At 65.9% G+C, this 21,115-nt stretch carries 22 protein-coding genes; 14 read left to right on the top strand and 8 right to left on the bottom strand.

Going from position 1 to position 21,115, the window contains the following annotated elements; genetic code table 11:
* Positions 1-1,574: sulfatase-like hydrolase/transferase (locus BRAS3809_RS10365; RefSeq protein WP_035655964.1), on the top strand; the 1,574-nt coding region annotated here is incomplete at its 5' end.
* Positions 1,575-1,596: 22 nt separating this feature from the next.
* Here BRAS3809_RS10365 and BRAS3809_RS10360 read toward each other — a convergent pair.
* Both BRAS3809_RS10360 and BRAS3809_RS10355 read right to left on the bottom strand, forming a co-directional pair.
* On the bottom strand, positions 1,597-4,743 hold the full coding sequence (locus tag BRAS3809_RS10360; protein WP_008962041.1) for a multidrug efflux RND transporter permease subunit: 3,147 nt from the start codon (positions 4,741-4,743) through the stop codon (positions 1,597-1,599).
* Positions 4,740-5,909: an efflux RND transporter periplasmic adaptor subunit gene (locus BRAS3809_RS10355; protein ID WP_035655965.1), complete on the bottom strand. Its 1,170-nt coding sequence runs from the start codon at positions 5,907-5,909 to the stop codon at positions 4,740-4,742. Before BRAS3809_RS10355 ends, BRAS3809_RS10360 begins: the two co-directional genes overlap by 4 nt.
* 169 nt (positions 5,910-6,078) lie before the next feature.
* Between BRAS3809_RS10355 and BRAS3809_RS10350 the strand changes: the two genes are divergently transcribed.
* From BRAS3809_RS10350 to tolA, 7 genes are all read left to right on the top strand, one after another.
* Positions 6,079-6,540 carry a MarR family winged helix-turn-helix transcriptional regulator gene (locus BRAS3809_RS10350; protein WP_008962039.1) on the top strand — a complete coding sequence of 154 codons (462 nt, stop codon included), beginning with the start codon at positions 6,079-6,081 and terminating at the stop codon, positions 6,538-6,540.
* 442 nt (positions 6,541-6,982) lie between these two features.
* Positions 6,983-7,243 carry a hypothetical protein gene (locus BRAS3809_RS10345; RefSeq protein ID WP_008962038.1) on the top strand — a complete coding sequence of 87 codons (261 nt, stop codon included), beginning with the start codon at positions 6,983-6,985 and terminating at the stop codon, positions 7,241-7,243.
* Between the two features lie 236 nt (positions 7,244-7,479).
* On the top strand, positions 7,480-9,894 hold the full coding sequence (locus tag BRAS3809_RS10340; protein WP_008962037.1) for a TonB-dependent receptor: 2,415 nt from the start codon (positions 7,480-7,482) through the stop codon (positions 9,892-9,894).
* 2 nt (positions 9,895-9,896) lie between these two features.
* On the top strand, positions 9,897-10,586 hold the full coding sequence (locus BRAS3809_RS10335; protein WP_008962036.1) for a Fe2+-dependent dioxygenase: 690 nt from the start codon (positions 9,897-9,899) through the stop codon (positions 10,584-10,586).
* 11 nt (positions 10,587-10,597) lie between these two features.
* Entirely contained in the window at positions 10,598-11,524 is a 927-nt protein-coding gene (gene exbB, locus BRAS3809_RS10330) for a tonB-system energizer ExbB (RefSeq protein WP_008962035.1), read from the top strand.
* Between the two features lie 6 nt (positions 11,525-11,530).
* A complete protein-coding gene (locus BRAS3809_RS10325; RefSeq protein ID WP_008962034.1) occupies positions 11,531-11,995 on the top strand; it encodes a biopolymer transporter ExbD in 465 nt (154 codons plus the stop codon).
* Between the two features lie 14 nt (positions 11,996-12,009).
* Positions 12,010-12,801 (top strand): cell envelope integrity protein TolA, encoded by a 792-nt coding sequence (gene tolA, locus BRAS3809_RS10320; protein ID WP_008962033.1) that lies wholly within the window; start codon positions 12,010-12,012, stop codon positions 12,799-12,801.
* A 27-nt stretch (positions 12,802-12,828) separates the two neighbouring features.
* On the opposite strand, the gene BRAS3809_RS10315 is transcribed toward tolA, so the two are convergent.
* Genes BRAS3809_RS10315 through BRAS3809_RS10305 form a run of 3 tightly spaced genes read right to left on the bottom strand, consistent with a single transcriptional unit; the run spans position 12,829 to position 14,416 of the window.
* The gene (locus BRAS3809_RS10315; protein ID WP_008962032.1) at positions 12,829-13,233 is read right to left on the bottom strand and encodes a hypothetical protein; all 405 of its coding nucleotides are present in this window, start codon (positions 13,231-13,233) and stop codon (positions 12,829-12,831) included.
* A gap of 58 nt (positions 13,234-13,291) precedes the next feature.
* Positions 13,292-13,972 carry a site-2 protease family protein gene (locus BRAS3809_RS10310; RefSeq protein WP_008962031.1) on the bottom strand — a complete coding sequence of 227 codons (681 nt, stop codon included), beginning with the start codon at positions 13,970-13,972 and terminating at the stop codon, positions 13,292-13,294.
* Between the two features lie 54 nt (positions 13,973-14,026).
* Entirely contained in the window at positions 14,027-14,416 is a 390-nt protein-coding gene (locus tag BRAS3809_RS10305) for a GFA family protein (protein ID WP_008962030.1), read from the bottom strand.
* A gap of 288 nt (positions 14,417-14,704) precedes the next feature.
* Here BRAS3809_RS10305 and BRAS3809_RS10300 point away from each other — a divergent pair, with 288 nt between their 5' ends.
* The 5 genes from BRAS3809_RS10300 (at position 14,705) to BRAS3809_RS10280 (ending at position 17,994) form a co-directional block, all read left to right on the top strand.
* Complete coding sequence (locus tag BRAS3809_RS10300; protein WP_008962029.1) at positions 14,705-15,427, top strand: hemerythrin domain-containing protein; 723 nt, start codon at positions 14,705-14,707, stop codon at positions 15,425-15,427.
* 140 nt (positions 15,428-15,567) lie between these two features.
* Positions 15,568-15,999, top strand: a complete 432-nt coding sequence (locus BRAS3809_RS10295; RefSeq protein WP_008962028.1) for a MarR family winged helix-turn-helix transcriptional regulator — start codon at positions 15,568-15,570, stop codon at positions 15,997-15,999.
* An 80-nt stretch (positions 16,000-16,079) separates the two neighbouring features.
* Entirely contained in the window at positions 16,080-16,709 is a 630-nt protein-coding gene (locus tag BRAS3809_RS10290) for a DUF8737 domain-containing protein (protein WP_008962027.1), read from the top strand.
* 94 nt (positions 16,710-16,803) lie between these two features.
* Positions 16,804-17,511 (top strand): DUF8737 domain-containing protein, encoded by a 708-nt coding sequence (locus tag BRAS3809_RS10285; protein ID WP_008962026.1) that lies wholly within the window; start codon positions 16,804-16,806, stop codon positions 17,509-17,511.
* A gap of 21 nt (positions 17,512-17,532) precedes the next feature.
* Entirely contained in the window at positions 17,533-17,994 is a 462-nt protein-coding gene (locus tag BRAS3809_RS10280) for a methyltransferase family protein (RefSeq protein ID WP_008962025.1), read from the top strand.
* Between the two features lie 20 nt (positions 17,995-18,014).
* Here the strand turns inward: BRAS3809_RS10280 and BRAS3809_RS10275 are convergent, their stop codons facing one another.
* The 3 genes from BRAS3809_RS10275 to BRAS3809_RS10265 all read right to left on the bottom strand — a co-directional run bounded on the left by BRAS3809_RS10275 (position 18,015) and on the right by BRAS3809_RS10265 (position 20,389).
* Positions 18,015-19,169 carry a serine hydrolase domain-containing protein gene (locus BRAS3809_RS10275; RefSeq protein WP_008962024.1) on the bottom strand — a complete coding sequence of 385 codons (1,155 nt, stop codon included), beginning with the start codon at positions 19,167-19,169 and terminating at the stop codon, positions 18,015-18,017.
* Positions 19,170-19,327: 158 nt separating this feature from the next.
* Positions 19,328-19,651 (bottom strand): hypothetical protein, encoded by a 324-nt coding sequence (locus tag BRAS3809_RS10270; RefSeq protein WP_008962023.1) that lies wholly within the window; start codon positions 19,649-19,651, stop codon positions 19,328-19,330.
* Between the two features lie 75 nt (positions 19,652-19,726).
* Positions 19,727-20,389, bottom strand: coding sequence for a hypothetical protein (locus BRAS3809_RS10265; protein WP_008962022.1), 663 nt, complete (start codon positions 20,387-20,389; stop codon positions 19,727-19,729).
* Positions 20,390-20,540: 151 nt separating this feature from the next.
* On the opposite strand from BRAS3809_RS10265, the gene BRAS3809_RS10260 reads away from it, so the two are divergent.
* Complete coding sequence (locus tag BRAS3809_RS10260) at positions 20,541-20,786, top strand: hypothetical protein (protein ID WP_035655959.1); 246 nt, start codon at positions 20,541-20,543, stop codon at positions 20,784-20,786.
* Positions 20,787-21,115: the final 329 nt, after the last annotated feature.

Here is a 21,115-nt window from a genome sequence, read left to right as displayed (position 1 = left end):
CGCCTCGCGACATCATCGCGAGCTACGATGCCGTGTTCGCCCATGGCTGGGACGTCGAGCGCGAACAGCGTCTGTCGCGGCAGAAGGCGATGGGGCTGGTGCCCGAGGCGACCGACCTGCCGCCGCGCAATGACGGCGTGAAGGCCTGGGAGGCGCATTCCGACGACGAGCGCCGCGTGTTCACCCGGCTGCAGTCCGCCTTCGCCGGCATGCTCGACCACGCCGACCAGCATCTGGCGCGGCTGCTCGCCTTCCTCGACAGGACCGGGCAGCGCGACAACACGCTGGTGATCGTGATGTCCGACAATGGTGCGAGCCAGGAGGGCGGGCCGCTCGGCTTCGTCAATGCGATGGGGCCGTTCAACTTCAAGCCGGAGCCGATCGCCGAGAAGCTCGCGCGGATCGACGACATCGGCGGCCCCGACACGCATTCCAACTTCCCGCATGGCTGGGCGATGGCGTCGAACACGCCGCTCAAGCGCTACAAGCAGAACACCCATGGCGGCGGCATCCGCGATCCCTTCATCCTGTCATGGCCGCGGGCGGTCGCGGCGCGCGGCGAAGTGCGCCACCAGTTCGTCCATGCCTGCGACCTCGTGCCGACCTTGCTCGATCTGATCGGCATCGAAGCGCCGGCAACGATCGCAGGCGTGCCGCAGATGCCGCTCGAAGGCGTGAGCTTCGCAGCCTCGATCGGGGACGCAAATGCGCCGTCAAAGGCTTCGCCGCAATATTTCGAGATGTTCGGCCATCGCGGCCTCTGGCACGACGGCTGGAAGGCGGTCGCCTTCCATCCCACCGGCACGCCGTTCGACAACGACAAATGGGAGCTGTTTCACCTGGCGCGGGATTTCTCCGAGACCCGCGATCTCGCGGCGGCCGAGCCGGAGCGGCTCGCGGCGCTGGTGAGACTGTGGTGGGAGCAGGCGGAGGCGCATCAGGTGCTGCCGCTCGACGACCGCTTCGGCCCGCGCTTTGCGGAGAATGCCGCGCGCTTCCACGGCGCGCGCACCCGCTTCACCTTCCACGCCGGCATGGGCCATGTGCCGACCGACGTCGCGCCCGACGTGCGCAGTCGCGACTATCTGATCGAGGCGCATGTCGAGATCGACGAAGGCGGCGCATCCGGCGTGCTGATCGCCCATGGCGATGCGACGTCGGGCTACAGCCTCTATCTCAAGGACGGCCACCTGGTGCACGATTTGAACATCGGCGGGCGCCACGACATCGTGCGTTCGACGCGGCCCGTGCCGGCGGGATCGCATCGCCTCGGCCTACGCGTCGAGCGCCTGCGGCGCGAAAGCGAGCCCGCCAAGGGCGCGCGCACCGGCATGAGCCGCTATACCTTGCTGATCGACGGTGAGGCGGCCGGCGCGCTGACCACTCAGCTCGCCTTCCACACGCTGATCTCATGGTCGGGCCTCGACATCGGCCATGACCGCGGCAGCCCCGTGTCCGACTACGCGGCGCCGTTCGCATTCACCGGACGACTGTCGCATGTGACAGTGACGATGCAGAACGAGCAGAGCCTCGACGGTGAGGGCGTCGGCAACGCCGAGATGGCGCGGCAGTAGGGACGCGAGCAGGAGCGGCGGGTTACTCCGCCGCTTCCTTCACCGGGCCGGCGGCGGCCGTGTCCGTCTCGTGGTCGATATGCGTCCGGCCCCAGCGGGCGAAGGCGTTGTTGACCTTGTCGAGATAGAGATAGATCACCGGGGTGGTGAACAGGGTCAGCATCTGGCTGACGATGAGGCCGCCGACCATCGAATAGCCGAGCGGCTGGCGGATCTCCGAGCCGGTCCCGGTTCCGAGCATCAGCGGGACGCCGCCGAGCAGCGCCGCCATCGTCGTCATCATGATCGGGCGGAAGCGGAGCAGGGCGGCCTGGCGGATCGACTGCTCGGGCGCGAGATGCTGGTCGCGCTCGGCGGCGATGGCGAAGTCGACCATCATGATGCCGTTCTTCTTCACGATGCCGATCAGCAGGATCACGCCGATGAGTGCGATCAGGCTGAAATCGTAGCCGAACGCCATCAGGATCGCGAGTGCGCCGACGCCGGCCGAGGGGAGCGTCGAAAGGATCGTGATCGGATGGATGTAGCTTTCGTAGAGGATGCCGAGGATCAGGTAGACGACGACGAGCGCCGCGAGGATCAGGAGCGGTACGGTCGACAGCGACTGCTGGAACGCCTGCGCGGTGCCCTGGAAGCTGGAGTTGAGCGTCGCCGGCGCGCCGAGATCGACCATCGCGCGCTGGACCGCCTGGGTGGCCTGGCCGAGCGCGATGCCCTGCGCGAGGTTGAAGCTGATCGTGATCGCCGGGAACTGGCCCTGGTGGCTGATCGACAGCGGCCGGACCGGAACAGTGCTCCAGCTCGCGAAGGTCGACAGCGGCACCTGGTCGCCGGTGGTGGGCGATTTCACGTAGAGCTTGTTCAACGTGTCGAGATTGCCCTGCAGCTCGGGCAGGATCTCCAGGATGACGCGATAGGAGTTGAGCTGCGTGAAATATTGCGCGACCTGGCGCTGGCCGAACGCGTCGTACAGCGTGTCGTCGATCAGCTGCGGCGTGATGCCGTAGCGCGAGGCCGTGTCGCGGTTGATGCTGAGCTGCACGGTGGTGCCGTCGGCCTGCTGGTCGGTGGCCACGTCGCGCAACTCGGGCAGCGAGCGCATCTTGTCGAGAATCTTGGGAGCCCATTCGTTGAGCTCGGCAAGGTTGGAGTCCTGCAGCGTGAATTCGAACTGCGTTCGCGTCGGACGCCCGCCGAGCCGGATATCCTGCGCCGCCTGCATGTAGAGGCGGGCTCCCTCGACCTTTTCCAGCTTCGGCCGGAGGCGGCCGATGACCTGCTGCGCGCTCGCGTCGCGCTCGTCGAGCGGCTTCAGCGTGATGAACATGTTGCCGTTGTTGCCGGCGCGTCCGGACCCGCCGACCGCCATGGCCACGCTGGCCACCGCTGGATCGTCCATCACGATCTTGGCGAGCGCCTCCTGGCGCGACTGCATCGCCTTGAAGGAAATGTCCTGCGAGGCTTCCGACGTGGCGGTGATCAGGCCGACGTCCTGCTGCGGGAAGAAGCCCTTGGGGATCAGGATGAAGAGGTAGACGGACAGGCCCAACGTGGCGAAGAACACCATGAGGGTGACGAAGCGCCAGCGCAGCGCCAGGTCGAGGCCCTTCTCGTAGGCGCGCAGCAGCGCGTCGAACGCGGCCTCGCTCCACTGGTAGAACCTGCCGTGCTGCGCCGCGTGCTCGTTGCGCAGGAAGCGCGAGGCCATCATCGGCGTCAGGGTCAGCGACACGACCATCGATACGAAGATGGTCATCGCCAGTGTCACCGCGAATTCGCGGAACAGGCGGCCGATGATGCCGCCCATCAGCAGCAACGGGATCAGCACCGCCACCAGCGAGATCGAGATCGAGACGATGGTGAAGCCGATCTCCCTGGCGCCCTTGTAGGCGGCGGCCATCGGCGATTCGCCTTCCTCGACATAGCGCGAGATGTTCTCGAGCATGACGATGGCGTCGTCGACCACGAAGCCGACCGCGATCGTCAACGCCATCAGCGAGAGGTTGTCGAGCGTGTAGCCGACCCCCCACATCATCGCGCAGGCTCCGAGCAGCGCCAGCGGCACCGTGATGGTCGGGATCACCGTGGCCCAGAAGCTGCGCAGGAAGATGAAGATCACCATCACCACGAGGAAGATGGTCAGGATCAGCGTGAACTGGACGTCCTCCACGGCGGCGCGGATGGTCGTGGTTCGGTCCGATATCAGGTCGATCTTGATGGCCGGCGGGATCGCCGCGACCAGCCGCGGCAGCATCGCCTTGATGCGGTCGACAGTCTCGATGACATTGGCGCCGGGCTGCTTGAAGATGACCAGGAACACGCCGCGCTTGCCATTGGCCCACGCCGCCTGCTTGGCATCTTCCGGGCCGGTCACGGCCTGCCCGATATCGCGGATGCGCAGCGGACCGCCATTGCGGTAGGCGATGATGACGTCGTTCCAGTCCTTCGAGTCGGTCAGCTGGTCGTTGGCGTAGATCGTGTAGGCGCGGCGGTCGCCGTCGATGTTGCCCTTCGGGCTATCGACGGTCGTGATCGCGATCTGGCTGCGCACATCCTCCATCGACAGGCCTTTGGCAACCAGCTTGGCCGGGTCGATCTGGACGCGGATGGAAGGTTTCTGCTGGCCGCCGATGATCACCTGGGCGACGCCGGAGATCTGGCTGATCTGCTGCGCGAGGCCGGCGTCGACCGCATCACTGACGGTGGTCAGCGGCAGCGTTTCCGAGGTCGCCGACAGCAGGAGAATCGGAGAATCGGCCGGATTGACCTTGCGGTAGGTCGGTGGCGACGGCAGGGTCTTGGGCAGCTGGCCGGAGGCGGCGTTGATCGCGCCCTGGACGTCGTTGGCGGCGCCGTCGATGCTGCGGTTGAGATCGAACTGGATCGTGACCGAGGCGGTACCCAGATAGCTGGTCGAGGTCATCTGGGCGATGCCGGGGATCTGGGCGAATTGCCGTTCCAGCGGCTGCGCGACGGAGGTCGCCATGGTCTCGGGGCTGGCGCCCGGCAGGTTGGCGGTGACCTGGATGGTGGGGAAGTCGACCTGCGGCAACGGCGCGACCGGCAGCAGCGGGTAGGCGACGAGGCCGATGAACAGAATGCCCGCCATCAGCAGCGAGGTGCCGATGGGGTATTTGATGAAGGGTGCCGAGATGCCGCCGCCGCTCATTCCTGCCGGACCTTCGCTGCCGCCGGCTCCGTGCTGGCGACCGCTGTGGTCACGACGGAGCCTGGCTGTACCTTGAATTGACCGCCGGTGATCACCTGCTGGCCCGGGGTGAGACCCTCCTCAACGACCGTGCGGCCATCGATCGAGGCACCCACCTTCACCTTGCGCAGCTCGGCCTTGTTCTCCGGGCTCACGGTGTACGAATAGAGCCCGTTGGTCGAGTGCTGGACCGCGTCGTCGGGAACCACCGTGGCGTCCTTCAGGGTCCGCACCAGGAGACGCGTCGAGACCGACTGGCCCGGCCACAGCACGTGCTCCTTGTTGTCGAACACCGCCTTGAGGCGGATTGTTCCGCTCGACGTGTCGACCTGGTTGTTCACCACCATCAGCTTGCCCTCGGCGAGCTGCTTCTTGCCGTCGGTGGTGAGCGCGATCACCTTCAGCGACTCGGTCTTCTGCGCCTCGTTGATGTAGGGCAGCTGCTCCTCCGGGGCGGTGAAGATCACCGCGATCGGCTCGATCTGCGCGATCGAGACGATGCCGGTCTGGCTCGAGGCGTTGACGATGTTGCCGATGTCGACCTGGCGCAGGCCGGCGACGCCGGAGATCGGGGCCTTGACCTGGGTGTAGCTGAGCTGGGTCTGGGCATTGGCGATCGCGGCGTCGTCGGCGGCGATCTGGGCGGTGAGCTGGGCGACGGTGGCGCGCTGGGTGTCCTGCTGCTGCCGGGTCGCGAACTCGCCGAGCTTCGTATAGCGCTGCAGATCGAGATTGGCGTTGGCGAGATTGGCCTCGTCCTGGGCCTTCTTGGCCTTGGCCTGGTCGAGCGCGGCCTGGAAGGGACGCGGATCGATCTCGACCAGGAGATCGCCTTCCTTGACCAGCTGGCCCTCGGTGAAGGCGATCTTGTCGATCTGGCCGTCGATGCGGGTGCGGACCTGGACCGTATTGAAGCCCTGCACGGTCCCCAGTCCGGTCAGAAACACTGGGAAATCCGTCTTCTCGACGGGAGCGGTCGATACCCGAACGGCCGGCGGCCGGGCCGACTTCTGCGCCGCCGTCTTCTTCGCCGCCTCAGTGTCCTGATGGCGCTGCCAGCCGTAATAGCCGGCGCCGCCGAGGGCCGCGAGCAGCAGGATCCAGGTGATGGTGCGTGATGTCTTCATGCTCGCCCACATGCTGAGATGGACAGGATAACGGGTCTTTAAAGCCATTCCCAGCGGCCCAGATATAGTACGCACGCAATTAATGTGTAAACACACGACCGCTTGCTCCAACCTAAACAATTGGCAAGCTTCGCAGTGCGATCAAAAGACTTCACGGGAGGTCACGGCCATGTCGATGGACGACAGACGTCAGCTGATCGCACAGCTTGTCGAAAGCTCGCGCATTCTCCGCAACTATATTGATCATCGTGCCAAGCAGCGCGGCACGACCCGCGCGCAATGGGTGGTGCTGTTTCGGCTGCGCGCGCAGGAGGGCCTGTCACAGGTCGATCTCGCGGAGGTGCTGGAACTGCAGCCGATCTCGCTGGTGCGTCTGCTCGACCGATTGGTGGAGCAGGGGCTTCTGGAGCGCCGGCACGATCCGAGGGACCGTCGCGCGAATCGGCTCTATCTCACCGAGGCCGGCCGCACGCTCGTCGACGAATTCGATGTGGTCCGGGACGGGATCGTCGCCGACGTCCTGCACGACATCCCCGACGCCGCGGTGGCGACCAGCCTCGCCACGCTGCGCGCGCTCAAGGAGCGCATCAAGCTGCTGTCGGAGACCAAGCCGGACGTCGCCGCCAAATAGCGCGGCGTGGCGGCAAGTCCAATGTCTTCGACCTTGAATTGCGCAGATCGGATGACGCATCCTGAATGCGAGGTGGCGAGGTTTCGCTCCGATGGTCTGGTGCGCGCCGTCATCCTCGTCGTCCGGCCCGGGGCTCGCCTCGCGAACTGACCGAGCGTCGCGCACGGCCGCTGCCGATTGCGTCGGGGACACCATCGCCTTGGACACCTCGAGGGGGCCGCAGCATCGGAGCGCAATGATCGCCGGCTCGTCGCGCGGCGCCGCCCGCAGTCCTATTGTCGCCGTCTTGTCGCGTCCGATGAGAGCTGATTAGAAGCGGATGATGTCGGCGGCCGAGGATGCCGCCGGAGGCAATCGGCGAATCTTCAACCCAAGCAAGGCTGCGTCGACCGGAGCGGCGAGGATGCGCCGCGCGGCGACGACGAGACGTGTGGAGTTTTCGATGGAAGAACTGAACGGCAAGATGCTCGCGTGCCAGATCCTGGTCACCGGACTGATCGCGCGCGTCGCCAACGAGCAGCGCGATCCCTTGCGTTTCCTCACCGATTTCCGCGATGAGATCAGGGCGGTCGTCAACGGCGTGCGCATCGCGGGCATCGAGGATTCCGAGCGCGTGCGCAGAATCGCGGTGCAGACCGTGGACGAGCTGTTCTCGCTCATGAAGCCGCCGAGCAGCGACGAGCCGGCCGGTTCGTCGAGCTGAGATGTGAGGCGTCACGACAACAGCGCGATACGAATCGCGCTGTTTAGAACGATTTCAAGTTCCGTCGCGTTATTAGTCGTGAGGTTTAGAATTGTTTTGATCTGGAACTATTCAAGACCAAATTAGGGCTCCTCAAATTGACCCTCTGAAACACGCCCGATACCAACGACGCATCGCACTGCGAATGATCCGCGGAAGCGATGTGGAATGAAAAATCTGGGGCGCGTGAAATTCAAATGGGACAGGTGAGAGCACCGCGTTCGCTGCGCGAGGGCGTGGCGATGAAGTTTTTCGAGGGGCGGGGAGAGGGGCCGTTCGTCACCAAGGTATCGGCGGTCGCCGGACTGATGGCCGTGGCCTCGGTGTCGTCGGCGGAGGCGCAGCCGGCGGCTGATCTGCCGCCGGTCAACGTCGATGTGCCCGTCGCGCGCGCCAAGCCCACGTCCTCCAAGCCGACCGCCGAGCAGGTCCGCGCACGCAATGCCCTGCGTCGCGCGGCGCGCCAGCAGGCCGCGCAGCAGGCTGCGGTGGCGTTTCCCAATGCGGGTGGGCTGACCGCGCCCGACGCCAACCCCTATGCGGATGCGGCCGAGCCGTACAAGGTCAACCGCGTGCAGGCCTCGGGCAAGTTTCCCGAGCCGCTCTTGAATACGCCGAAGACGATCACCGTGATGAGCAAGGAGGTGCTGCAGGACAAGCACGTCACGGCGCTGAAGGAGATCGGCCGCTCGACCGCCGGCGTCACGCTCGGCTCGGGTGAGGGCGGCAACGCGTTCGGCGACCGCTTCTTCATCCGCGGCTTCGACGCCCGCAACGACGTCTTCATCGACGGCATCCGCGATCCCGCCGTGTCGATCCGCGAGAACTTCTTCACCGAGCAGATCGAGATCCTGCGCGGTCCGGCCTCGTCCTATGCCGGTCGCGGCACCGCCGGCGGCGCCATCAACATCGTCACCAAGCAGGCCGGCGACACCAACTTCAAGCGGATGGACACCGAGTTCGGCACCGACCAGCAGAAGCGGGTGACGCTGGACGTCAACCAGGTGGTGTCGCCGACCTTCTCGGTGCGCACCGGCGGCCTGTTCCAGGATTCCAACGTCGCCGGGCGAAACTACGTCACCGACGATCGCTGGGGCGCCTTCCTCTCGACCAAATGGACGCCGACCGAGGATCTCAAGTTCACGACCAACTATGTCCACACCGATCTCTCCGGCTACCCGGATTTCGGCGTGCCCTATTACAAGCAGGGCAACGTGCCGGTGACCTCGGCCGGCATTCCGCGCGGCACCTGGTACGGCTTCCTCAACCGCGACTTCCAGACCGCGCGGCAGGATTTCGGCACCGGAACGATGGAGTACAAGGTCAACGAGGCGATCACGCTCACCAGCAAGTTCCGTGGCGAGCACTCGCTGCTCAACTATATCGGCACGCTGCCGCAGAACCCGAACACGACCAGCTCCAACCCGCTGCTGTGGACGACGACGGCCAGCGCGCAGAGCCGCTATCAGAACGTCGACGTCTGGTCGAACCAGAACGACGCCACGATCAAGCTCGACACCTGGGGCGTCAAGCACACCGCGGTGGTCGGCACCGAGTTCTCCGACGAGACGATCTCGATCGACCGCTACACCGGCCTGTCATCGGAGCTGTTCGGCGGCGGCTCGACCAGCTCGGGCGCGGTCACGGGCGTCAACATCTACTCGCCGCAATACACCAACATCCCGTTCGGCATTACGCCGTCTCTCGTCGGAAATCCCACCCGCTACGGCGTCAACACCAACAGCGTCTACGCGATGGACACCGCCAACTGGCGGGACACGATCATCGTGAACGGCGGCCTGCGTTACGACGGCTACCACATGGGCTCGTCGAACAACACCAGCTATCTGAAGATGAATGCCGACCTGGTGAACTACAACGTCGGCCTGGTCTACAAGCCGATGCCGATCGGCAGCATCTACGCCGCCTATGCGACCTCGGCCAATCCGTTCGGCTCGGAGCTCGACGCGACCGGCACCGACTATGGCGGCGTGCCCGCCAACAGCCTCATCCTGCTCGGGCCGGAGCGCAACAAGGCGGCCGAGCTCGGCACCAAATGGGAGCTGGTCGACCGCCATCTGCTGGTGTCGGGCGCGCTGTTCCAGACCACCAAGGACAATGCGCGCGAAACGGTCAACGGCCTGCTCACCTCGGGCGCGGCCTACCGCATCCAGGGCATCGACATCGAGGCGGAGGGCCGGCTCACCGATCGCTGGAGCATCTTCGGCGGCCTGGTGCTGATGCAGTCCAAGGTGACGCAGAGCGGCATCGCCTCCAACATCGGGCTGCAACTCGCCAACATCGCGCACCAGTCGTTCAGCATGCTGTCGAAGTACAAGCTCGACAATGGCTGGGAGATCGGCGGCACGGCGGTGTACCGCTCCAAGGTCTATGGCGGCACCTTCGCGGCCAACACCGGCAACGAGCTGCCGAGCTACTGGCGGTTCGACGCCTTCGTCGAGAAGCAGATCGACAAGAACTGGACGATGAAGCTCTACGCCCAGAACCTCACCAACAAGCTCTATTACGACACGCTGTACCGGAGCGCGGTGCCGTTCGTCGCGGTCGCCCCCGGCCGCGCCTTCTACATCATCACGACTGCGAAGTTCTGATCATGCTGATCTGCATCCCGGACGTTCTGTCCAAAGACGAGGTCGCCGATGTCCGCCGCATCATGGATGCGGCGGAGTGGGAGGACGGCCGCTCGACGGCCGGGGCGCAGTCGGCCATGGTCAAGCGCAACGAGCAGCTGCCGCCGGACGGCGAGGCGGCGCGGATGCTGGGCCAGCGCATCATCACGGCGTTGACCAGGAATCCGCGCTTCCTGTCGGCGGCGATCCCGCTGCAGATCTTTCCGCCCTTGTTCAACCGCTACACCGCCGCGCGCGGCGACCATTTCGGCATCCATGTCGACAATGCCGTGCGCGGCGATCCGTTGACAGGGCTTCGCATCCGCACCGATCTGTCGATGACCTTGTTCCTGGCCGAGCCGGAGACGTATGACGGTGGCGAACTTGTGATCGAGGACACCTATGGCTCGCACGAGGTCAAGTTGCCCGCGGGGCATGCGGTGCTGTATCCGTCGTCGAGCCTTCACATGGTCACGCCGGTCACGCGCGGCGCCCGGGTCGCCTCTTTTTTCTGGCTGCAGAGCATGATACGGGATCCCCATGTCCGCAGCATGATCTTCGACCTGGACATCACGATTCAGAGTTTGACGGAGCGCCTCGGGAGGGACGATCCCGATGCGGTCAAGCTGACCGGCATCTATCACAATCTGATCCGGCAATGGGCCGAGGTCTAATGAGCCGAGATATGATGACATCGTTCCTCGCAAGGTTTGCCATCGTCCTGTCATTCCTGACCGTTTCGGCCATGGCTCCCGCCGCGGCACAACAGGCCGGCCAGCCGTCGGCCCCGGCGATTTCGGCGGATGTGTCGGCCCAGCCGGCCGCAGCCCAGCCCGCCGCGGGTCAGGCGGTGGCCGCGCCGGCGAGCCCGGGGGCCGGCGTGCGCAATGCCAAGACGATCGCCACCGGACTGGACGAGCTGTCACCGCTCGGCATGTTCCTCAAGGCCGACATCGTCGTGAAGGCGGTCATGATCGCGCTGGCGCTCGCCTCGGTCGCGAGCTGGACCATCCTGATCGCCAAGAGCATCGAGTTCTCGGTGCTGCGCCGCCGGCTCGCCGGCGCGCTGCGCAAGCTGTCGGCGGCGCGGTCGCTGGCCGAGGCCCAGCTCGCGCTCGGTCAGGGCAGGACTGAATCCAGGAACGTCGCGGCCGTGCTGCTGCAGGCGGCGATCGCCGAGGCGCGGCTGTCGGCCGGCCTGAACAGCGACGACGGCATCAAGGAGCGCGCGGCCTCGAGCTTCACCGAGATCGTCCGCGCCGAGGCGCGGCGTGTCCGCGTCGGCATGGGCCTGCTCGCAACCGTGGGCGCGATCTCGCCCTTCGTCGGCCTGTTCGGCACCGTCTGGGGCATCATGAACAGCTTCATCGGCATCTCCAAATCGCAGACCACCAACCTCGCGGTGGTCGCGCCTGGGATCGCCGAGGCGCTGCTGGCGACCGCGATCGGGCTTGCCGCCGCGATCCCCGCGGTCATCATCTACAATCACTTCTCGCGCGTCACGAAGGGCTATCTGGAACTGGTCAACCGCGCCTCCGGCGCCACCGGCCGGCTGCTGTCGCGCGATCTCGACCGCAGCCATGTCAGCGTCCACGCGCGCGCGGCGGAGTAGCAGGCGATGGCCGTCTCGCTCTCCGAAGGCGATCTCGACGACGATTTCGACGAGACCCACGACATCAACGTGACGCCGTTCATCGACGTCATCCTGGTGCTGCTGATCATCTTCATGGTGGCGGCGCCGCTGTCGACGGTGGACCTGCCGATCGACCTGCCGTCCTCCACCGCCACGCCGCAGAAGAAGCCGGACAAGCCGACCTACGTCTCGATCAAGCCGGACCTCACGATCGCGATCGGTGAGACGCCGGTGAAGCGGATCGATCTCGTGCCGGAGCTGAACAAGGCGATGGCCGACCATCCGACCGATGATCGCACCGTGTTCCTGCGCGCCGATCGCGCGGCGCCCTATGGCGAGGTGATGGAGGTGCTGGAGCTGCTGCGCAGCGCCGGCTACAAGTTCAAGCTGGTGGCGCTGGAGCGTGTGCCAGGTGCTCCCGGCGGTGTCGCTCCCGCGGTCCAACCCTGATCCATGTTGACGGCATGAGTGAGCTCGACGAAATCCACACCGGCTCTCGTGCGGCCTGGTTCGTCGCCGGGCTGGTGGCGATCGTGCTCCATGCTGGTGGCGCGGCGCTTGCCTTGAACAAGGGGGCCGGGGACGAGGATGGCGGCGGGCTTGGCACCGCCGCTGACGTGATCGATGTCGAGATCGCGGCGCCGAAGGTCGAAGAGTCCGAGCTGCCGATGGGGGTCGACTCGGTCGCGGACGCGGCCTCGGCCGCAACGCCCGAGCAGAAGGCCGAGACCGAGCAGGCGGATCTGCAGAAGGGCGTGCCGACCACCACGGAGGAAGCCGACCAGCAGGTCTCGCCGGCCGAGGTCAAGAAGCCCACCGAAGAGCAGAAGGTCGCCGCCGTGGAGACCAACGCGTCCGAGTTCCATCAGTCGGCGATCGACAGCGCTCGGAAGTCGCTGGACGCGAAGGTGCCCGAGGCCGATCGCGTCAAGGCACCGGAAGCCGGCATCGGCAAGGACCGCGATCCGCAGACCACCAACTGGCAGCGCAAGCTGAGCCTGATCGTCAAGAAGAACCAGAAATATCCGCCCGGCAAAACCAAGGGCGGCAGCGTCCGGGTGACGTTCACGCTCAACCGGGTCGGCAATGTGCTGTCGGTCGACGTGACCCAATCGTCCGGAGATCCCGATTACGACCGGGAGGCCGTGGCCATGGTCCGCCGGTCCGATCCGTTCCCCAAGCCGCCGGCAACAGCCGCGGATGACGAGATTCCGTTGTCGATCGTCGTGAACTTCCCGCCTGGCAAGAAAGCCTGAGGCGCCTTCGGCGGGCCCTCCTGGGCGTTACGGCCAATACAGCCTGATCGCGACATAGATCGCGCAGAGACCGACGAAGATCAGCGCCGCCGACAGCTTGCGTTGCAGCGCGGGCGCGGTTTGCGTCGTCTTCGGCTTCGGCGGCAGCTTGCGGAACGCCGTGACGTTGTCGGTCACCGGCTCGGCCTTGACCGGCTTGACCTCGGGCGGGGCGCCGCCGCCGCCCATCTCGGCATAATAGGCCTTGTACATCTCGCGGATGGTCGCCTCGGTCGCCTCGTGCTCCGTCATGTCGGCGAGCCGGGTCTTGTAGCTCGCCAGGAACTCCTGGGCAGCCGGCGGCAGCCCGGAGGCGCCGTTGAGCTTGGCGATCATCTTCCATGTCGCGAAATCGGCGCGAGCGCGCGTGTCGGCGCGGCGCGCGATCATCATGTCAGCGGCTTTGACCAAGAGTGCCTCGAAGCTCGTTACCCGTCCCTGGTGCGGAGACTTATGCGTTACCCGTCAATAGCAGAAGCAGTTGCTGGAGAGAATCGGTCGTGGCGCGGAGCAGCCCTGACACAAGATTAAGATTGAGACCGAACTGGGAGCCCGCCAGGGGCAGAAGGATCAAAATTCCGATCAGGATGAGCATGCCATAGGGCTCGAGCCGGGCGAACGGCCGCGCCAGCAATCCCGGGAACAGGCCAACCGCGATCCGGCTGCCGTCGAGCGGCGGAATCGGCAGCATGTTGAATACCGCCAGCAGGATGTTGAAGGAAAAGGCATTGACCAGATTGGAGGCAACCCAGCGCGCGCCCTCCGGCGGTATCATGGGCAGGAGGTGGAAGGCGAGCGCCGCGGCCAGCGCGAGCGCGATGTTGGTCGCCGGCCCCGCCAGGGCCACCATGATCATGCCGGCCCGCAACGGCTGCAGATTGCGGAAATTGACCGGGACCGGCTTGGCATAGCCGAACAAAAACGGCGAGCCCGACAGCAGCAGCATGCCCGGCAGCAGGATCGTCCCGACCGGGTCGATGTGCTTCAACGGGTTGAAGCTCACGCGACCGAGTTGCAGTGCGGTGTCGTCGCCGTAGCGCCAGGCCACATAGGCGTGGGCGGCCTCGTGGAAGGTGATGGCGATGATGGCCGGCAGGACCCAGACGGAGATGCCGTAGAGGGAGGGGTTCAAAGCGCAGGTTCCGGAGCGGTGTCATCCCTAGATAGGCATGACGGTTCCGCGATGCTACGCGGGATTTTCCGGAAATTGCGGCAGACCGTCGTTGATCAGGACCCAGCCGATCCTGGCCGAGGTCCAGATGTGCTCGGTTGGCGCGAACGCATCGGGGTCGTCGAAGCAGGCCAGCGCCACGCCGACCACCGGGCGGGTCTTGCGCCAGGAGAACAGCCGCGTCCCGCAGCGCGGGCAGAACATCCGGTCGAGCGCATCGGAGGACGGGAAACGCGCGGCGTCGCCGTGAATCGTCAGCGCCTCGTGCGAGAACAGCGCGCGGGCGAAGTAGGGCGCGCCCGTCGCCTTCTGGCAGTTGCGGCAATGGCAGATGCGCACATTGATCGGCTCGCCTCGGCATTCGAAGCGCACCGCGCCGCAGAAGCATCCGCCGTGATGGATCATGATGTCGCTCCCCTGGAGATCGCGGCGCACGAAGCTGCCGCGGATCGCATCGCGTCATTGGAACCGCGGCGCTCGCCACCGGTTGAGGCGCGGTCTGACGGGACGTCCCGACGCCCGGCCGGCCATGTCACGGCGACATGTCACACCGAGGAGGCTGGTCATGGCAAGCGCGACAGATCGCGATCCGCGCCGGCACCATGCCCGGACGATACAGACGCCGCGGGATGGCCTCGCGCCGACCGCCTGGAGATGACCGCCGCACCCCGATCATGGGTAGGGAGCGCCTCGATGGATCTGATCTTACCGAGCCGGCGACGTCGGCTGCTGCTCACCGGCGTCGTCGCGGCGGTCGCCGCGCCTGCCGTGCTCACCGCGCCGTCCGTCGCGCAACCGAAGGCCGCGAAGCAAGGCGAGGAGAAGGAAACGCCGGGGGAGGAGGTCACTCCGCCGGAGGACCTGATGCGCGAGCACGGCGTGCTCGACCGCTGCCTCCTGCTCTACGAGGCCGGCGTCCGCAAGCTCGGCGCGAACGCGGATCTCGATCCCAGCCTGATCACGCAGTCGGCGGGGATCATCCGTGACTTCATCCACGACTATCATGAGAAGTCGGAGGAGCACCACGTCTTCCCGCGCTTCCGCGCGGCCGGGAAGATGACCGATCTCGTGGCCATACTGGAACGCCAGCACGAGGCGGGACGCAAGGTGACCGACACGATCCTCCGTCTGGCTCCCGCGGTCCGCAGCAATGAGGACGACCGCCGTCAGCTCGTCGCCGCGATCCAGTCCTTCATCACGATGTACCGGCCCCACGCCGCCCGCGAGGACACCGAGCTGTTTCCGAAGCTGAAGGACGTCGTCTCCGCGCACGAATACGACGCGATGGCCGAGGACTTCGAGAAGACCGAGCACGAGCTGTTCGGCGCGGACGGCTTCGAGAAGATGACCGCCCGCGTCGCCGGCCTGGAGCAGCAGATGGGCATCTTCGACCTGAGCCAGTTCACGCCGCGCTGAACGGCTGCGACGACGCGCCGTCGCAATCCTGCGGACGACCTCGCAAGAAGAGGGCTCGCGGACCGGGGCACGGCCTCACCCGCCACTTTCCGGAAAGGCGCCCCTTGACATTACGTGTATATGCACGTATGTCTCGGTCCATGGCAAGCAAACTCACGGCTCAGGATCTCGCGGCTGCCTGCGTCTGCCTCGGCGTTCGCAAGGCCGCGCGGCAGGTGGCGCGTCGTTACGATGACGCGTTCCGGCCGCTCGGACTCACCTCGGGACAGTTCTCGATTCTCGCTGCGCTGCTGCGCGACGAGGTGGTGCCGCTCGGAGCCATCGCCGACGTGCTCGGCATGGACCGGACGACGCTCAATCGCAACCTGAAGCCGCTCGAGCAGGAGAAGCTGGTCGCCACGTCCGCCACGGCCGAAGATCGTCGCGTGCGTGGACTCGTTCTGACCGCGAAGGGAAGGGCGCTGCTTGATCGCGCCATTCCGATCTGGCGTACCGCCCAGGCCGAGAGCGAGCGGCGGCTTGCTGCGATGGACTGGCCGACATTTCGTTCGCAACTGCAGGCGCTGAGCTGAACGGGCCGGGCTCGGCGAAGACGAACCTTGGAGAAAACTGGCCCATATATGTGTAATTACACATAATAAGGATGCCATCCATGACCACGCTCTCTCGCAATGACTCGCACCGCATCACGCTCGGACTGGCGGCCGTGGTGGCCATTTGGGGCGCGGCCGTGATCGCCGGCGCCCGCACCGGCTTCTTCGCCGGGCTCTACATGCCGATGATCGCGGTGATCGTCGCTGCCACCATCGCGATCCCGACCCTGATCTACTTCTGCTCGCCGCGCCTGAAGGCCTATGCCGACGGCATCGGCCATGGTCCGATCTTGCTGTTTCATACCTGGCGCATCCCGGCCGCGCTCGCGTTCTTCTGGTACGGCCTTCAGGGCGAACTGCCGACTGCGTTCTGGGCACTCGCGGGCACCGGCGATCTCATCGCCGGCAGCTATGCCGCCTATCTGATGCTGCAGCCTGAGCGCAGCCGCAACCATCTCTCTTTCCACATGTTCGGCTTCGCCGACTTCGTCGTCGCCGTCGGCACCGGCCTGACCTTCACGCTGCTGCAGGACCCGCGCATGGCGCTGATCGCCGCGCTGCCGATGGCGCTGATCCCGCTGTGGGGTGTCGGCATCTCCGGCGTCACCCATCTCGTCGCCTTCGACATGCTGCGCCGTGGCGTCGGCCGGTCGCCGGCGATGTCACGCTCCACCGTGCTGCCAGCATGATCCGACCTGGCGGGCCGGCCGTTGCCGGTCCGCATGCGATGCCAGGGCTTCGCTGCTGGAGCCTGGTCAGGAAGAGTCGAAAAGGACCCTGGACATGACCGCGATCGCCTGCCTGCTTCTCCTCGCCTTGGTGATGTCGGGCGTGGCTGCTGCCATCATGCGCTATCTGCCACGACGTCAGAGCGCGGTGGTCCTGGTGATCCTCATTCTCTGGCTGGCCTATGTCTGCGCGATGTCGTGGTCGGGTCTCGTCGCGAGCTCGACGTTGCGGCCGCCGCCTGCGGTCCTCGTGGCGCTGCCGGCGTTCCTCGTCACTGTACTGGTGCTCGCGCCGCTGCGCGTGGGCTTGCGGATCGCGCAATCCTTCCCGGTCTGGCTGCTGCTCGGTGCCCAGGTCTTCCGTGTCGGCGTCGAGTTGCTGCTGCACCAGCTCTGGCGCGACGGGCTGGTGCCGCGCCTGATGACCTATGAGGGCGGCAATCTCGACATCCTCATCGGCCTCTCGGCGCCGCTGATCGCGTGGATCGCCACGCGCGGACGTGCAGGGCTTGCGCTGGCGCAGCTGTGGAACGGCCTCGGCCTCGTTGCGCTGGCCAACATCGTCGCGCGCGCGGTGCTCTCCGCGCCCGGACCCTTGCAGACACTGAATGGAGATGTGCCCAATCTTGCGATCGGTACCTTTCCCTTCACCTACATCGCCGCGTTCTTTGCCCCGCTCGCCTTCGCGCTGCATGTGCTGGCGATCCGCGCCATCCGCGCGGCACGGCCGGCGCGGCTCGTTTCAACTCCTCCCGACACCTGAACAGCCCCAAGGAGATCGACCATGCGCTGGCTCGAGCACAGGATCCCACCGCCGATCGTCGTCGTCATCGTCGCCGCAGCGATGTGGCCGCTGGCACGTTTCGCGCCGGCCGTTCCGCTCGACGATCCCTGGCGCTGGGTCTTGGCTGCCGTCCTTGCGCTGTGCGGCCTGCTGGTCGCCCGCGCCGGCGTGGCTGCCTTCGCCCGGCACAAGACGACGATCAACCCGGTCAACATCGACGCAGCCTCAAGTCTCGTGACCTCGGGCATCTTCGCCCGCACCCGCAATCCGATGTATCTCGGGATGACCCTGCTGCTGCTCGGCTGGGCGGTGGTCCTTGCCGGCGCCTGGACCTTCCTCGGCCCGGTCGCGTTCGTGCTGTTCATCACGCGCTTCCAGATCATGCCCGAGGAGCGCGTCATGACCGCCAAGTTCGGTGCGGCCTACGAGACGTATCGGCGCGAGGTGCGGCGCTGGATCTGATGGCGATGGCCGTGAGCCCGCTACGCGAACTTCCAGCCCGCGACCTTCTTCACCATGCTCCAGCACAGCTGATCGAGATCGCCATCCATCTTGCTTCCGCGGCGGCGCGTGTTGGTGAAGGCGGCCCAGCAGAAGCCGCTATGGGTGCGCACGGCGATGGTGGTCGTTCCAGGCAGGCTGCCGGTGTGCCACCAATTGTCGAACGTGTTCACGCTCCAGCCCTTGGCGTAGTCCTTGTTGGCGCGCGAGCCGGTGGTCATGGTCTTGATGGTGTCGCCGCGCAGGATGTTGGCGGGCCGGGTGAAGCCGTCGACATGCATGAACAGCTGCACGAGATCGGCCGGGCGAGCGATCCAGCCGCCATGGGAATCCATCCGCGTGACGTTCATGCCGTAGGCATTCTCGTCCGGGCTGAGATACTCGACCTCGCGCGGCTGGCGCTGATCGCGCCGGTTGCCTCCGATGGTCATGTCGGTGACGCCGCAGCGGCCCAGCACCTCGGCACGGACGTGGTCGGCATAGGCGCGGCCCGTGAGCTTCTCGATGACGCGCCCGAGCACGCAATAGCCGAAATTCGAATAGGCATAGGCCTCGCCCGGCGGATGGTCGAGCGGACGATGGGCGAGGGTCCAGTTGATCAGTTCGGATTGGCTCCGCATCGGAAACGCGAACATCGGATCGCGATTGTCGTTGCTCCAGCCGCCGCTTGTATGCGTGAGCAGGTGCTCGATCGTGATCTGGTCGACGCCTGGATTGTACGGCGGAGCCAGATAGTCGGTGCCGAGCACGGCGCCGGGGCCGAACACGCGATCGCCCAGTCGGACCCGGCTCTGCTCGATCAGCCGGTGCAGGGCGATCGAGGTGATCGGCTTGCTGACGCTGGCGATGCGGAACAGATGCTGCGGCGTCACCGCCTCCTGTCCTTGCAGGTCGGCAAACCCCCACGCATCCTGGTGCACGATCTCGCCGGCATAGCCGACCGCGAACGACAGCGCGGGCACGCCATAGGTGTCCATGAAGGCCCGGCCGAGCGCCGCGATCTCTGCGCGTTCGGGAGGCGAGGGCGGACCCACGCGCGCCGGCTTCGGCTCGACCTGCGCGCCGACCGCGCCGGGATGGGCGCCGAGCACGGCTCCGGCCGTGGCGGTCATGATCTGGCGACGCGTCAACTGCATGTCGTTCTGCCCCCGCAACAGCCTGCGACCAAGATAGGTCGCACGAGGTGCGTCAGCGTTCAATTGGTCGCCGCCGCGCCATGCGATCCGCTCGTGACCTTGCTTGCGACCTCCCATGCATCAGGTGCGGCGCTGGATCTGATTCTGATGAACCCTGGTCACGACGTCGGCTCCGGCGGGGCCGGCAACTCGAATCGATAGAACAGCGTCCAGCCGCGGGTCTGCGGGTCCGCAAGCCGGGCATCCAAAGCGCCGGACGCCAGTTGCGCCCGCGCCAGGCCGATGAGCTGGTCCGTGCTCAGCGCCTGCAACGTCTCGAAGCCGGTAAACTCGGGATGGCAGGCGAAGACGATGCTGTTGAGCAGATCACCGCTCGCGGCGTCATCCACGCTCACCTCGAGGGCATGTCCCCAAGGACGGTCCTTGCGGGCCGCGACGCAACGATACGGACCCGTGACGAAGGCGAAGGGGACTGCCGTCATGATCTCCTCCACGGCGCCGTCCATCGCGCGTGCAGCGGGACAATCGCGCGGCCAGCGGCCGCTGTCATACCGCCTCTATGGGATCTTGCAGATCACGACCGGTCTGCCGTGCTCCCAGGCCCACAGCTGGACATAGTCCTGCTCGCCCTCGAACACCATCTCTCGCGCGATCATCTCGTCGATGCCATCGCCGTCGAGATCGCCGGTGGCGAGCAGGTAGAAGTAGTCTGAGTTCTCTCCGGTCGACCACGCCTCACGCGCCGCGAGATAGAGCGGCCTCAATACGCCATCGATCTTCCTGAACAGGCCCCAGGCCTCGTAACCGACATAGTCGTCGGGCTTGCCCGGGTCGGTCTCGACTCGCCAATTGATCGACCAGACGTGCTGTTTGACCCGCGGTGTCTCGAGGGCCGCGTCGAGCTCCTGGACCTGGACGACGGCTGTGTTCCGCGTGACATCGAGACGTGGGCTGCCGAGCTTCCGCGCTGACAGAAAGCGGGCAATCCCGCTTCCCGACAAGCTCGTGAGTAGCTCCGGCGTGATTACCCGATCTTTGGGATCGGTGCGGCTATCGGATCGTGCAACGTAGCGCGTTCTCCAGGCGACCGGTGTGAGCCGGACGGGCGACGGCTTACCGGATTTCAGCAGGCGCACCGTCGAATCCTGGCTGAGGTACGAGAAGGACGCGAACGTGCCCCTGCCGGGATCAGGCCGAGCCTTGTCGGGCACGAACGTCAATTGCCAACCCCGGAATCGCGACGCGAGAGCCGGTGATGGCTGCGCGACCCACGGGCGGGTCGGTGACGCTTCGCTCGATGGACCAGGACCTTGCGCGGGCGAAGTCTGTGCTGTGGCAGGACGTGCGATCAAAGTCAGCAGGAGCAGGGCGTTGGCGGACAACGCGCATCGCGCGGAGATAGCCCTGGCGGCAGTCGTCACGAGACAGTTTCCTCTGCGCGTCAAGGATCGAACGGCCACACCTTATACAGTCTGCGTGCCGCAGCGCCAAGACATGGCGTCCTTCCGTGAACAGCAGATGGTCGCCGCCATCCGGGCCTGCTTCGCACCGGACGTGATGGAGCATCGCTTTACAAGAAGTGTAGTAGAAGAGAGTGCTACGGGCGCGCTGCGGTAGGGTGGGCAAAGCAGCCGCCGCCAGGCGGCAGCGTGCCCACCGTCGATCGGCGAGCACGTTGTTGAGACGGTGGGCACGGTGCCACTGCGATCTCGGGCTTGGAAAGACCGGCGCTGCGCCTTTGCCCATCCACCGGTTCAGTGTCCGGGATACAGTGTGGCCGATCCGGCACGTCGGGCAAATCGGGTGCGAGGTTGTTTGGTGCTCGGCTCATCGCGACGTCTGCTGTGGAGAGGGCAGGAGCCGGCGATTTCCTCAGTCATTTCAGATGCCTCGTTGAACCGGATTCTCCAGCATGATTTTCTTGTTTCTATTTTTCGGAATTCGTG

Source organism: Bradyrhizobium sp. STM 3809, assembly GCF_000239795.1.
Taxonomy (GTDB): domain Bacteria; phylum Pseudomonadota; class Alphaproteobacteria; order Rhizobiales; family Xanthobacteraceae; genus Bradyrhizobium.
Note: the sequence above shows the minus strand (reverse complement) of the source record. Positions and strands in the feature narration are given on the sequence as shown.

What these genes read in the sequence shown, in the direction of transcription:
- BRAS3809_RS10360 (WP_008962041.1), bottom strand. Translation starts at nt 4,743, where the DNA reads ATGAGCGGCGGCGGCATCTCGGCACCCTTCATCAAATACCCCATCGGC.
- BRAS3809_RS10355 (WP_035655965.1), bottom strand. Translation starts at nt 5,909, where the DNA reads ATGAAGACATCACGCACCATCACCTGGATCCTGCTGCTCGCGGCCCTC.
- BRAS3809_RS10350 (WP_008962039.1), top strand. Translation starts at nt 6,079, where the DNA reads ATGTCGATGGACGACAGACGTCAGCTGATCGCACAGCTTGTCGAAAGC.
- BRAS3809_RS10345 (WP_008962038.1), top strand. Translation starts at nt 6,983, where the DNA reads ATGGAAGAACTGAACGGCAAGATGCTCGCGTGCCAGATCCTGGTCACC.
- BRAS3809_RS10340 (WP_008962037.1), top strand. Translation starts at nt 7,480, where the DNA reads ATGGGACAGGTGAGAGCACCGCGTTCGCTGCGCGAGGGCGTGGCGATG.
- BRAS3809_RS10335 (WP_008962036.1), top strand. Translation starts at nt 9,897, where the DNA reads ATGCTGATCTGCATCCCGGACGTTCTGTCCAAAGACGAGGTCGCCGAT.
- exbB (WP_008962035.1), top strand. Translation starts at nt 10,598, where the DNA reads ATGATGACATCGTTCCTCGCAAGGTTTGCCATCGTCCTGTCATTCCTG.
- BRAS3809_RS10325 (WP_008962034.1), top strand. Translation starts at nt 11,531, where the DNA reads ATGGCCGTCTCGCTCTCCGAAGGCGATCTCGACGACGATTTCGACGAG.
- tolA (WP_008962033.1), top strand. Translation starts at nt 12,010, where the DNA reads ATGAGTGAGCTCGACGAAATCCACACCGGCTCTCGTGCGGCCTGGTTC.
- BRAS3809_RS10315 (WP_008962032.1), bottom strand. Translation starts at nt 13,233, where the DNA reads ATGATGATCGCGCGCCGCGCCGACACGCGCGCTCGCGCCGATTTCGCG.
- BRAS3809_RS10305 (WP_008962030.1), bottom strand. Translation starts at nt 14,416, where the DNA reads ATGATCCATCACGGCGGATGCTTCTGCGGCGCGGTGCGCTTCGAATGC.
- BRAS3809_RS10300 (WP_008962029.1), top strand. Translation starts at nt 14,705, where the DNA reads ATGGATCTGATCTTACCGAGCCGGCGACGTCGGCTGCTGCTCACCGGC.
- BRAS3809_RS10295 (WP_008962028.1), top strand. Translation starts at nt 15,568, where the DNA reads ATGGCAAGCAAACTCACGGCTCAGGATCTCGCGGCTGCCTGCGTCTGC.
- BRAS3809_RS10290 (WP_008962027.1), top strand. Translation starts at nt 16,080, where the DNA reads ATGACCACGCTCTCTCGCAATGACTCGCACCGCATCACGCTCGGACTG.
- BRAS3809_RS10285 (WP_008962026.1), top strand. Translation starts at nt 16,804, where the DNA reads ATGACCGCGATCGCCTGCCTGCTTCTCCTCGCCTTGGTGATGTCGGGC.
- BRAS3809_RS10280 (WP_008962025.1), top strand. Translation starts at nt 17,533, where the DNA reads ATGCGCTGGCTCGAGCACAGGATCCCACCGCCGATCGTCGTCGTCATC.
- BRAS3809_RS10275 (WP_008962024.1), bottom strand. Translation starts at nt 19,169, where the DNA reads ATGCAGTTGACGCGTCGCCAGATCATGACCGCCACGGCCGGAGCCGTG.
- BRAS3809_RS10270 (WP_008962023.1), bottom strand. Translation starts at nt 19,651, where the DNA reads ATGACGGCAGTCCCCTTCGCCTTCGTCACGGGTCCGTATCGTTGCGTC.